Source organism: Parvularcula sp. LCG005, assembly GCF_032930845.1.
Classification (GTDB): domain Bacteria; phylum Pseudomonadota; class Alphaproteobacteria; order Caulobacterales; family Parvularculaceae; genus Parvularcula.
The window spans coordinates 68106-80932 of the sequence record NZ_CP136758.1 but is presented as its reverse complement, the minus strand read 5'-3'; the positions used below and the strand labels follow the sequence as shown (position 1 = coordinate 80932).

The window sequence follows — 12827 nt, the reverse complement described above, 5'->3', positions numbered from 1 at the left end:
CTCGCAGATTGGAAATGCTGCACCGCACAGTCGTTGTTGGCTTGCCAATTGAATGGGAACGTTTACATTCTCCTCACAAAGCCGCGCCGGTCGACAGGCAGAACGGCCATCGGGAGAATATTATGAGCAACCATCTTTTCAGGCAGCCCAGAACCGCTCTTGCTGCGGTCGCACTTGCAACGTGTTTCACGACGGGCCCGGCATCCGCCAGCGCAGTGGACCACCACAAGACGTCGCCTGATTTCGACAAGCGCGCCTCGACGGTCATGGACTATCTTTCTGGCCTGACAGAAGACGGCAAGACACTCGCAGGGACACAGGTCAACGAGTATGAGGTCTTTCTCAAATGCGACTCGATGGACCGACTGGTTCAGATGACCGGCGCTGAACCAGCGGTGCTGGGCCTCGAATTGATGTTCGCCAATGAATACCCTCCGTTTGAAGATTACTTTGTCGATCACGCTGTGACCCATTCCCGCCAGGGTGGTCTGGTCACCGTCGCCTGGCACCAGCGCAATCCGCTGAAAGTCTGCATGCGCGGCGAGTTCTATACATGCTCTCAAACCGCGATGACGGCTGAAGAGCTGGACCGGATGCTGACGCCGGGCACGCCCGAACATGATCTGTGGAAGGCCGATGTCGATGTGGCGGCCCGCACGCTGAAGCGCCTCGAAGATGAGGGGGTTCTCGTCTTCTTCCGCCCCTATCACGAAATGAATGGCGGCTGGTTCTGGTGGGGCCAGAAAGATGCGTACCCGCAACTTTGGGATGCTCTTTACGAAGTGCTGGTCGAGGAACATGGCCTGACCAACCTCGTCTGGGTCTGGAGCGGCAACCGCGCCACCGAGGACGCGCCGCGCTATTGGCCTGAGAAGCACAAGCCCGACATTATCGCGACCGATGTATACGAGACCGATAGTGACAGCGCGTCATTCTATGACGGCGCGACGAACATCAAGGCGCTGGCCCCTGATACGCTCTTTGCCCTGACTGAAGTTGGCAAGGCTCCATCCGATAAGGTTTTGGCGGAAACCCAGCCTGCGTGGGTCCTGATCTGGGGCGGGAACTATCTGAACGCCGACTGGACCGACGGCAGCGATTCCGCCAAAGGCTGCGACGGCTGCAATACGATGGAAGAGACGATGGCGTTCTTTGCCAATGAACGCATTGTCGATCTCACCGAAATGCCAAAATCCGTCCGCAAGGCCCTCGCTGGCGAAGAGCCCGAAGCGCCCGCCGAGCGGCCCTATTGTCCCGCGACACTTCTGGAGTCCAATTGATGTCCGCTTCCCGCCCCCCCCTGACAGATCCGCGGTCGTTTGATGAGCGCCTGGCGGCACTGCAGGAGGCTCACGACAGCCTGATCAGCAAGCCCAATGCGCATGCGGGCATGTTCAATGGTATCTATCAGCGTTGGGAAAATCCGATTGTCACGGCGGACCACACGCCGCTCTTCTGGCGCTATGATCTTGACCCAAAAACCAACCCGCTCCTTCTGGAACGGATCGGTGTGAATGCGGCCTTCAATGCGGGCGCCATCTATCGCGACGACAAGCACCACATTGTGGTGCGGGTCGAGGGGAATGACCGGAAATCGTTCTTCGCCATCGCCGAAAGCGAAAGCGGCGTCGACAATTTCAAGTTCTGGGACTATCCGATCGCATTACCGCAGACCGATGATCCGGACACCAATGTCTATGACATGCGGCTCACCGCCCATGAAGACGGGTGGACATACGGCCTCTTCTGCACAGAACGGAAAGATCGTTCAAAGCCGGAAGATACATCCGCGGCCGATGCCCAGTGCGGTATCGCTCGCACGCGCGATCTTGTGAAATGGGAACGCCTTCCTGACCTGAAAACTTCCGGTAGCCAGCAGCGCAACGTCGTACTGCATCCAGAATTCATTGATGGAAAATATGGTCTGTATACCCGGCCACAGGACGGGTTCATTTCCGTCGGCGGCGGTGGCGGTATTGGCTGGGGCCTGTGCGAAGACATGACCAATCCCCATGTGTCCGGTGAGATCATTGTCGATCCCAAAGCCTATCACACCATCAAAGAGGTCAAGAACGGTCAGGGGCCGGTTCCGATCAAGACCGAGGCCGGCTGGCTGCACATGGCCCATGGTGTGAGGAACACGGCCGCCGGCTTGCGCTATGTGCTGTACATGTTCATGACAGCGCGGGATGAGCCGTGGCACGTGACCCATCGCCCGGCCGGGCATTTCATCAGCCCGCAAGGCGAAGAGCGTGTGGGCGACGTTTCGAACGTCACCTTTGCCAATGGCTGGACCGTTGATGAGAACGACAACGTCTTCATCTACTACGCATCGTCCGACACTCGTATGCATGTGGCGACCTCAACGGTGGAGCGCCTTGTCGACTATTGCCTCAATACACCGGAAGATCCGCTCTATAGCGCAGAATGCGTCAAGCAGCGCAGCGAGCTGATCCGGCACAACCTTAAACTGTCAGGACGCTGAGATAATGACGAGCACGGCCGCGAACCCTGCTGTTTCCGACGCCGTTGCGGCCATGCCCTTTCAGCTGGACGCAGAGTTGCGCCGTGTGACAGCGTGGTGGCTCAACCATTCTATCGATGAAGCGCATGGCGGCTTCCTGGCCGAAATTGGCATGGATGGACAGCCGGAACCGAAAACCCCAAAGCGTGTCATCCTCAATACCCGCATACTCTGGTCGTTCAGCACGGTCGCCATGCACACGGATGATCCCCATGTAAACAGCGCGGCCAAGCGGGCGCGTGATTACGTGCTCCAGCATTTCGTCGATCAAGAGAATGGTGGTGTGGTCTGGGATCTGAATGCCCAAGGGGACGCTATCAACACGCGCAAGCAGGGCTATGCGCAGGCCTTTGCCCTCTATGGTCTTGCCGCATATCACCGCGCTTTCGGTGACGCGGATTGCCTTGAAATGGCCCGATCCCTTTTCGAGTGCCTGGAGCAGCATTTTCGGGACCCTGAGCTCAATGGTTATTGGGAAGCGTTCGCGCAGGACTGGTCGCCGCTCGAGGATGTGCGACTGAGCGAGAAAGATGCCAATGCGCCCAAGAGCATGAACACGCATCTTCATATTCTGGAGGCGTACACGGAGCTGTACCGCTCATGGCCGGACCCAGCGCTGAAAGACGCGATTCTGAACCTGATCGAACTGCATATCGACCGGATCTATGACGCCGACAGCCGCCACCTACGTCTGTTCTGGGACAATGACTGGACGGATACGTCTGAAGCCATTTCCTATGGCCATGATATAGAGGCGAGCTGGCTGATCTGGGAAGCCGCCGAAGTGGTCGGTGATGAAGACATACTGTCACGCTGCCGCCCTGCTGTACTCGGCCTTGCAGAAGCCTGTCTGCACGAGGCCACAGGGCCAAATGGCGAACTCCTGAATGAGAAGGACATCGCGAGCGGTCATGTCGATGCCACGCGCATCTGGTGGGTGCAGGCGGAAGCCATGGTCGGCTTCCTCAACGCATATCAGATGACGGGCGACGGGCGGTACCTGACGCGCGTTCAAGAACTGTGGTCGTTTATCGAGCGTCACGTCATCGATCCGCAAGGCGAGTGGCGCTGGCATTCAAAGATTGATGCGGATGAAAACCCGTACTGGGCAGGTCCCTGGAAGTCCTTTTATCATAACAGCCGTGCACTGATTGAAGCGGCCTCGCGCTTGCGCGCGCTGTAATTATTCGGGGCCAGTCCCTGTCCTACCGGAGGAACGTTTCACAATGGCGACTTGCAAAATCCAGACGCTCGCATCCATGGCCGCGGGCCTCATGATGACGGCCAGCCTCGTTGTACCCGCATCGGCGCAGAAATTCGAAGGCATTGCCGACACACCGCCCATGGGCTGGAACAGCTGGAACCACTTTGCCTGCAATATCGACGAGGATCTGATCAAGCAGACGGCCGATGCCATGGTTGAAAGCGGGATGAAAGATGCCGGCTATGTTTACGTCAACATTGATGATTGCTGGCACGGCGAGCGCGACGAGGACGGCTTCATTCAGCCTCACCCGGAGCGTTTTCCTTCTGGTATGAAAGCCCTTGCTGACTACGTTCATGAAAAAGGTCTCAAGATCGGCATTTACTCCGACGCGGGGAAAACCACATGCGGCGGCAAGCCCGGCAGCCAGGGTCATGAATATCAGGACGCGTTGCAATATGCGCGCTGGGGCATCGACTACCTGAAATATGACTGGTGTGCGACGGGGACGGGCGACGCCCAGCGCAACCCGATCGAAGCCTACACGACCATGCGTGATGCGCTGTATGCGGCGGGGCGCCCGATCGTGTTCTCCATTTGTGAGTGGGGCGACAACAAGCCTTGGGAATGGGGTGCGGATATCGGCCATCTGTGGCGCACCACCGGTGACATCATCAATTGCTGGGATTGCGAAGTCGGTCATGGGAACTGGAGTTCCTGGGGCGTCATGAACATTCTCGACCAGCAGGACGGCTTGCGCGTTCACGCAGGCCCCGGCCACTGGAACGATCCGGACATGATGGAAGTCGGCAACCTGGCCACGCCAGCCGAAGACCGCGCACATTTTACAATGTGGGCGATGCTCGCGGCACCGTTGATTGTTGGAACCGACATCCGTGACATGCCAGCGGCGCTGCAGGAAACGCTGACCAATAAGGAGGTCATTGCCGTCGATCAGGATGCGCTAGGGGTTCAGGGCTATGCCTACAAAAAGACGGGCAATTATGAGATCTGGATCAAGCCGCTCGCTGACGGTGAATGGGCCATGACGTTCCTGAACCGGTCAGACAGTGCACAAACCATTACAATGGATTTTGCCGAAGACTGGACCGATGCGCAAACCCAGCACACGGCCAAATTCAGCGAAGCGACTTATACGTTGCGGGATTTGTGGAAGCATCAGGACGTCGGCACCACAGCCAAGCCGTTCAGGCGCAAGGTTCCACCGCATGATGTCGTGATGGTCCGACTCTCAAAATAACAAAGTCCCAGAAAGGCAGGGGGCGTCGCCCCCTCATTCTGCGATCTTCGCCGCCTTGAGACTGGATCTTGGCGGCGTCACGCTGTCACGGATGACAAGATCAGCAGACAGAACATGATGTTGCGGGGCCGTGTGCGGATCGGCCAGTTGTGCTGCCATGAGCTGCATTGCAATCTCGCCGATCTGGCGCGCGGGCTGGGTCACGGTTGTCAGGCCGGGCTCGATATACTCGCCGATCACGATATTATCGAAGCCTGTGACCGACACATCTTCGGGCACGCGGCGCCCTGCATCCCGTACAGCTTTGATGGCACCCAGTGCGAGCTCATCGCTCATGCAGAAGAGAGCTGTCAGATCAGGCGATGCCTCCAACAGGCGTTGGGTCGCGCGCTTTCCGCCCGCCACCGAATAGGGCTCAAACTCTACAGCCACGTCAGCCGCCTCAATACTGAAGGCGCGACAGGCGTCGAGCGCTCCGGCAAGACGCATCTGTGTGATGCGGCTATCCTTCCGCCCACCAACAATAGCAATCCGCCGGTGTCCCTGTTTCAGGATGTACTCCATCATGCGCCGGGACGCGTCGCGATTGTCGATAGCAACGCTCGGATATATATTCTCTTCAGGCACCTCGATCGCGTGAACAAATGGCATGTCAGAGATCGTATAGGCCTGAACGATCTGATTGAGGCTTCTCGCCCCAAGCTGAATGACGCCGTCCGCCCGCTTGGTCTCCACCAGCTCAAGGCAATTCCGTTCGATCTTGGGGTCGTCACGCGAATCCGACAGCAAGAGCGACAGACCGGCCTCGGTCGCCGCACTTTCCAGCCCCGCGAGCACCGGTGCGAAAAACGGGTTCGCCAGATCCGGCACGATGACCAGGACAGTGTTGGTTTTCTTTGTACGAAACAAACGCGCAAAACTGTTGGGCTTGTAATTCAGGTCCTTTGCGGCGTCGTATACTTTCTTCCGCGTGATCTCAGCCACTTTTTCAGGGTCGGTATAGGCACGCGACACCGTCGCGACCGACACGCCCGCCAGTTTTGCTACCGCCCTAATATTCGCCATTCGTGGGCACCTTGTTGTTCTTCTTAGGGAGAATGATAGCGCTCACAGTGCACAATGGAAACGACAAACAGGAAAAACTCGTTTTCAGGCCGATGATGTTGTAATGCAATCACAATATACGGGCGACGCGCCACAGAACATACGACGGGAACACCGATAATGAGATTAATCGAATTGGGTCACACTGGCAAAACAGTTGGTCAGCTGGGCTATGGCCTTTGGCGATTTTCCGGAACGGGCGTTGACGAGGCACTGCCCAAGATCCGCACGGCCATCGATGCTGGCATGACGCTGATCGATACGGCAGATGTTTATGGTGCGGGCGATGTCGGCTTTGGCGGCTCTGAGGCGCTTTTGGGCGAAGTTTTGCGCGCCGATCCCGGACTGCGGTCAAAGATGCTCCTCGCCACGAAGGGTGGCGTTGATCTTGGCGTCCCCTATGACAACAGCCGTGACTACATGCTGAAGGCATGCGATGCGTCCCTAAAACGCCTTGGCGTGGAGCAGATTGATCTGTACCAGGTGCATCGCGTCGACCTCCTGACCGGACCAGAGGAACTGGCGAACACGCTCGATACGCTCGTAGCCTCGGGCAAGGTGGCAGAAATTGGCGTCTCGAACATGACGGCGCCGCAGCTGCGCGCGCTGTCAAGTCATATGAAAGCGCCGATCGTGTCGGTACAGAATGAGTTTTCAGCGCTCTGTCAGGCGCCTATCGACGATGGTGTTCTGTCCTGGTGTCAGGAGACAGGCGCCACGTTCCTGTGCTGGTCTCCCTTGGGGGGCGGACGCCTTCTTAACCCCAGCGACAATGACAATGCCGCCCTGTCGGTCGTCAGCGCACTCGATGCAATCGCCAAAACCTATGACATGTCGCGGGCCGATGCGGCAATGGCGTTCCTGCTGCGATACCCGGCGAAGATCATTCCTATTGTTGGCACACAGACATTGGAACGAATCGATCATTTCGGCCAGAAAGAGTGGCCTGTCCTTGGCCGGCGCGAATGGTATGACGTCGTTGAAGCTGCGCGCGGCGAACGGATGCCATGATGCGCCACGTCCTGTTCCCTCGTAGGCTGGTGCCAGCCGCTCTTTCGCTTGGGGCCATGGTTTTCTCTTCGTCCGCATGGGCCGATGGCTTTCATACCCGCGGCCGTACCCTCCTCGATGGCAATGGCGAGCCCTTTATCATGCGCGGCATCAACCACGCCCATGCATGGCAGCGCGAACGGACCGAGACGGTCCTGCCCCAGATCGCCGATACCGGCGCGAATATTGTCCGCATAGCGCTGAGTCATGGACATCCGTGGGGTCCGACGCCGAAGTCAGAAGTACGACGTTTGCTACGCCAGGCGAAGGCCGAGGGCATGATCCTGATGCTAGAGATCCATAACACCACGGGCTATGGCGAGAATGAGTGGGGTGTCGCCATCCCGGAGGTTATGCCGTACTGGCTCTCCCTCGCCCCCCTCCTGAAGGGGCAGGAAGATTTTGTCCTGATCAATATTGGTAACGAACCGGTTGGCAATGGCGTGTCCCCCGCCGTCTATGAGGAGATGCACGCCGAGGCGATCAGGGACCTGCGGCGGGCCGGCCTGACTCATACCATCGTCGTGGACGGATCAGGTTGGGGGCAGGACCATGATCGCACCATGGTAGATGCCGCCCCGCGACTGGCAGCCGCCGACCCACTGAATAATGTGGTCTTCAGTGTGCATATGTATCAGGTCTATGGCGACGCCGACGCTGTTCGCTCCTATTTCGAGGACTTCGCCGCACTGGATCTGCCGCTCATCGTCGGTGAATTTGGCGCCGACCATCAGGGTGAGCCGGTCGACGAGGAAGCAATCTTTCGCCTCTCGAATCAGATGGATGTCGGATATATCGGCTGGTCTTGGTCCGGGAATGGCAAAGGCGTGGAGGATCTCGACATCGTGCTCGACTTTGATCCTGACCGTCTTTCACCCTGGGGGCAGCGGCTGATCAATGGACCGGGTGGCATCGCCGAGACCGCGCGCCCAGCCACCGTCTTTCCTGTGCCCACAGACAAACGCGTGCAGCGTGGTGCCTTGCGCGTCAAAGGGTCCCCAAGCATCAGGGCCCGTTTCCCACGCCACTAACGGTCAGCGCGACCGCCGGGGACTGACTCCCCAGCGATCATCTTACATCATGACTTTTGCCGCGGCGCAGTTTTGTGCGATGAAGGTCGCATGGTCGGGCATGGATATCACCCGTTCCTGAATGCCGGTCCGAATCCGGCTGAGCCGCGCTTTCAACTCATCTTCCGAGACCACGTCCGCGAGAGGATGATAGCCCTTTGGCGTAAGCCCCTGCCCCGCCAGGACGGAGAACCAACTCGTTTCCTTGAAAAGCTCCGTCTGCGTGGCAAGAACTTCGCCACGGGTCGCGAAAATGTCCAGCTTGGCCTGGAGCGATTCGGGAATATCCATATTCCGGACGCGTGCCCAGAACGGCGTGTCCTCCCGCTCCGTCACCTTGTAGTGAGCGATCAGAAAATCCTTCACGTCCTCATAGTTATATGACATTTCGTCATTATACCGATTGACCAGTGATGGATTGAGCCCATCATTGGGGAACATCGCCAGCAGCTTGGATATCGCCACCTGGACGAGATGGATCGACGTCGATTCCAAAGGCTCGAGGAACCCGCCCGCCAAGCCCATTGCCACAACGTTCTTTACCCAGGACTTTTTCCGGCGGCCGGTGACAAACCTCAGAATGCGCGGGTCCGCCAGTGGCTTGCCATCAATCCGGCTCAGGAGGTTGGCGACGGCCTCATCTTCGCTGATATATTTATCGCAGAAAACATAGCCATTGCCTGTCCGGTGCTGCAACGGGATGCGCCACTGCCAGCCGGCCTCATAGGCGGTCGATCGCGTATAGGGCAGCGGATCACCGACCTTTTCACACGGCACGGCAGCGGCCTTGTTGACCGGCAGCCATTCGGACCAGTCGTCATAACCAGCGCCGAGCGTCTGTTCGATCAGCAGCCCCCGGAAGCCGGAACAGTCAATGAAGAAGTCCCCGTCAATCGTGCGACCATCATCGAGTACCAGCGTTTCAACAAAGCCCGTTTCGGCATTCTGTTTGGCTTCGTCAATCCGCCCCTCAATGCGGCGCACACCTCTCTTCTCGGAGAACCGGCGCAGATAGGCCGCATACATGCCGGCATCGAACTGAAAGGCGTAATTGATTCGCGGAAGATTGGACTCTTCACGATCTGTACGCTGAAATTTGCCGCGTCGGGCAGCTTCGGTTTCGGCATTGAAGAAGCTGTAGTCGAGATTTCCGCCCGATCGAGCCCAGCGCATCCAGTAATGGATGAAGCTGATCCCATCCATATCGACGCCAAGATTGCCGAAGGGGTGGAAGTAGCTGTGACCGACGCGCCGCCAGTCTGCGAACTCAATACCCAGTTTGAACGTTGCGTTGGTTTCGCGAACGAATTCGTCCTCATCAATTTCAAGGACGCGATTGAACATGGAAATCATCGGGATGGTCGCTTCGCCCACCCCGACCGTGCCTATCTGTTCTGATTCGATCAGCGTGATGGCAAACTCTTCCGTGCCAAGAAGTTTGGCAAAAGCAGATGCAGCCATCCAGCCGGCGGTGCCGCCGCCCACAATCACGATATTGCGGAAATTCTTCGATTTCATGATACCCCCTAAAACAAAGCGTCGTATTTTTGCGGGCGAAGCATTTCCAGATGAGCTTCAAGAAGCGGCAATCGTCCGACTTCCTGTGAGACGAACCCCAGCAGCCTCTGGAATTGCTGAATTTGTTCCTGCTCTGACACACGGTCGACCAGCGGATCATAACTCTCCGGCACAATGCCGTGGCCAATCATCAGTGCGGCCCAGCTTGATGAATCAAAGGCCTCATGCTCATGCATGGCAACGCGGCCGCGGGCGGCAAAAAGCGCCAGGCGCTGACGCATGCTCTCAGGGAAAGTCTGCTCACGCGCAATATCCCAAACCCGGTCGCCAGCGCGACCATTCAAGCGATATCGCAGCGCCTGAAAATCTCGAATATTCTTGGCGTGCTGCAGCATTTCGCGGTTATAGGGACCTGCCTCGGGCATCGTCGCTGCATCGACCGGGAAATGGGCAATCAGCTGTGATAAGCCGATCTGCAGGAGATGGATGTCAACGCCGTCACAGGGATCCACACCAAATGCAGCCTCACCCAGCGCCACGCAATTGCCGATCCAGGCCTTCTCCCGTGCGCCGGGGTTCAGGGGACGGATGATAACGGAGCCCTGAGGCGGCATGTTCGTGTAGCCGGAGACTTTTTCCGCAACAGCATCGTTGGACAGATGACTGGATGCATAGGCCGTACGAATCATCGTTCTGTTCTGCAACGGATACAGACCGAACCACCCCTCCTCCATCGCTGAGTGGTGGCTGAAGGCTGGCAGTGGGGAAAGCGCCCCTGACGTATATGTCGCCAAGCGGTCGAGCAGGAAAATGTCGCGCCAGCTGTCATATCGCGCGCCCGGGAGCTGCGAAATCAGCGCGCCCTCGATACCGGTAGCGTCAACGAAAAGATCGGCCTCAACGCGATGCCCATCGGCCGTCGTGACAGAAAAAATGCGTCCGCTCTCTGTCTCGACCTCCGTGATCGGCGCGGCGTGCCCACGCACACCGGCCTGAGCCGCACGTTCCGCGCACAGACGAACGTATTTCTGGGCATCCAGATGATAGCTATAGGCCGCCCGGGAAAATGTATCGGTACCGGAACCCACGGCCAGACGATTGGCTTTTGCCGCAGCCGCGCCGACGGAAAAATCCTCCAGCGGAACCTTCATTCCCGCATGGCGGGCCTTCGTCCAGTACTGCAGGAAATCAACATTATTCAGCGGGACGCCCTGGCTGTCATAGGCGTGCATGAACGATTTGGGATCAGCCGTCCAACCAGAGAACCGTTGCCCCATCGTCGGTACAGCATCACAAGCCGTGATCAGCGTTTCCTCGTCGAGCCCCAACAGATCGTGCATGACCCGAATGCCGGGTAACGTGACGTATCCATCCGCCTCCGTCATTGTACCGGGCTGCTCAACAACGATCACATCGAGCCCTGTCGGGCCGAACGTCCGTTTCAGGGCGAACGCCGTGAGCCACGCGGCGATGTCCCGGCCGACGACGGCGACTGAGCGAATAGGTGAGGTCATGCTGTACCGCCTTTGGTCGCGGCCATCGCCCTCACATTGCTGGGACAATAATCTGCAAGGAAATAGCTGTGTTCCGGCATGGTTTTCACGCGCGATGCGATGGATTGCCGATACGCATCCATCTTCTGATCAATATTGTCCCTGTCCAGATTATCTGCGAGGCGATTGTAGTTTTGGGGCACAACCCCCTGCCCTGCAAAAACAGCAAGCCAGCTCGGCGGTGAGAAAAGGCCGAAACTCGCCTGTTCAATATCACCGCGATGGCGAAACAGCTCGATTTTCTCCTGCAGGCTGTCGGGAATATCCATGTGCCGACAGTGGTCCCACAGCGCCTCGCCGTGCCGGCCATTGGCATGATAGTGAAGGATGAGGAAATCGCGCACCCGGCTATATTCCATGTCGACCTGCCGATTATACTCCGTTCTCAGAGCATCATTATTGCCAGTGCCCGGCAACAGATCGATCAGGTTCACGATGCCGATCTGGACCAGATAGATCGATGTCGATTCCAGTGGCTCGAGGAAGCCGCTGGATAGTCCGATGGCGACGCAGTTCTTGTACCAGCTGGACTGGCGGCGCCCTGCTTCGAAGGACAGGATCTTGGCATCGCCCAACGGTTCCCCGTCAAGATGGCGGCACAAAGTGTCGAGTGCCATATCGTCATTGGCATGATCGCTGGAATAGACATAGCCGTTGCCTGTCCGGTGCTGGAGCGGAATGCGCCACTGCCAGCCGGCCGCACGCGCCGTCGCCTTGGTATACGGTACAGGCCGGCCATCTGACGTACACGCCATCGCGACGGCCCGATCACAAGGGAGCCAGTGCTTCCAGGATTCATATTTGCACCCCAGTGCCTCCCCCAGGAGGACGGAACGGAAACCGGAGCAGTCGACGAAGAGATCGCCGGTGATTACCTCGCCATTCTCCAGTTTCAGCGAGGCGATATCGCCGCTTTCGGCATCCAGCTGGACATCAATGATGCGGCCTTCGGTTCGCCTCAGGCCGCGCTTCTCAGCAAAGCGGCGAAGGAAAGCCGCGTATAAGCCAGCATCAAAATGGTAGGCGTAGTCATAAGTGGCGTTGACGGCGCCGGGATCTTCCGCCGGGAAATCAAATCGGCTCGCGCGAGCGGCTTGGATGGCATAGCTGTAGTCTTCAATATTACCAGGCATCCCGGCACGCACCCAGTGATGGTGGAAATCGACGCCGCCGAAGCTTTTGCCATGCGCCCCGAAGGGGTGAATGTAAGAGGAATCGTCGCCCCGCCAGCCCGCAAATTCGATACCCAATTTGAAGGTCGCGGCCGACGCTTTCATCATTTCGGGTTCAAAAATACCCACACGTTCATTGAATTTTGCCAAGCTCGGCAGGGTCGCCTCGCCGACGCCGACGGTGCCGATCGTATCGGACTCGATCAGTCGGACATTGACGGCTTTCGAGGTCACAATGCCGACCAGCGCGGCGGCTGTCATCCAGCCAGCAGTCCCGCCGCCGACAATCACGATATTGAGGGGTTTGGTCATGAATAATCGATTTCCGAATGTGGCGGCGGCGCGCTCGGGAGGGGAACCGGCGCAACATC

The 12827-nt window shown here is 58.0% G+C and carries 10 protein-coding genes; 6 read left to right on the top strand and 4 right to left on the bottom strand.

All coding sequences use genetic code 11. The features are described 5' to 3' along the window. Positions 1–122 precede the first annotated feature (122 nt). The 4 genes from RUI03_RS00365 to RUI03_RS00350 all read left to right on the top strand — a co-directional run bounded on the left by RUI03_RS00365 (position 123) and on the right by RUI03_RS00350 (position 4989). Positions 123–1280, top strand: a complete 1158-nt coding sequence (locus RUI03_RS00365; protein WP_317288291.1) for a glycosyl hydrolase — start codon at positions 123–125, stop codon at positions 1278–1280. Next, positions 1280–2485 carry a glycosidase gene (locus RUI03_RS00360; protein WP_317288290.1) on the top strand — a complete coding sequence of 402 codons (1206 nt, stop codon included), beginning with the start codon at positions 1280–1282 and terminating at the stop codon, positions 2483–2485. Before RUI03_RS00365 ends, RUI03_RS00360 begins: the two co-directional genes overlap by 1 nt. Before the next feature lie 4 nt (positions 2486–2489). Further along, positions 2490–3707: an AGE family epimerase/isomerase gene (locus RUI03_RS00355; RefSeq protein WP_317288289.1), complete on the top strand. Its 1218-nt coding sequence runs from the start codon at positions 2490–2492 to the stop codon at positions 3705–3707. 76 nt (positions 3708–3783) lie between these two features. After that, positions 3784–4989 carry a glycoside hydrolase family 27 protein gene (locus RUI03_RS00350; protein WP_410795969.1) on the top strand — a complete coding sequence of 402 codons (1206 nt, stop codon included), beginning with the start codon at positions 3784–3786 and terminating at the stop codon, positions 4987–4989. 33 nt (positions 4990–5022) lie between these two features. Here RUI03_RS00350 and RUI03_RS00345 read toward each other — a convergent pair whose 3' ends face one another. Then, on the bottom strand, positions 5023–6054 hold the full coding sequence (locus RUI03_RS00345) for a LacI family DNA-binding transcriptional regulator (RefSeq protein WP_317288287.1): 1032 nt from the start codon (positions 6052–6054) through the stop codon (positions 5023–5025). 159 nt (positions 6055–6213) lie between these two features. On the opposite strand from RUI03_RS00345, the gene RUI03_RS00340 reads away from it, so the two are divergent. Then, complete coding sequence (locus RUI03_RS00340) at positions 6214–7104, top strand: aldo/keto reductase (protein ID WP_317288286.1); 891 nt, start codon at positions 6214–6216, stop codon at positions 7102–7104. Further along, positions 7101–8174 (top strand): glycoside hydrolase family 5 protein, encoded by a 1074-nt coding sequence (locus RUI03_RS00335; protein WP_317288285.1) that lies wholly within the window; start codon positions 7101–7103, stop codon positions 8172–8174. The genes RUI03_RS00340 and RUI03_RS00335 overlap by 4 nt, the downstream gene beginning before the upstream one ends. Before the next feature lie 42 nt (positions 8175–8216). On the opposite strand, the gene RUI03_RS00330 is transcribed toward RUI03_RS00335, so the two are convergent. The 3 genes from RUI03_RS00330 to RUI03_RS00320 are packed head-to-tail and all read right to left on the bottom strand — an operon-like array spanning position 8217 to position 12768. After that, positions 8217–9731 carry a tryptophan halogenase family protein gene (locus RUI03_RS00330; RefSeq protein WP_317288284.1) on the bottom strand — a complete coding sequence of 505 codons (1515 nt, stop codon included), beginning with the start codon at positions 9729–9731 and terminating at the stop codon, positions 8217–8219. 8 nt (positions 9732–9739) lie between these two features. Then, positions 9740–11245: a tryptophan 7-halogenase gene (locus RUI03_RS00325; RefSeq protein ID WP_317288283.1), complete on the bottom strand. Its 1506-nt coding sequence runs from the start codon at positions 11243–11245 to the stop codon at positions 9740–9742. Continuing rightward, positions 11242–12768, bottom strand: coding sequence for a tryptophan halogenase family protein (locus RUI03_RS00320; RefSeq protein ID WP_317288282.1), 1527 nt, complete (start codon positions 12766–12768; stop codon positions 11242–11244). The genes RUI03_RS00325 and RUI03_RS00320 overlap by 4 nt, the downstream gene beginning before the upstream one ends. Positions 12769–12827 lie beyond the last annotated feature (59 nt).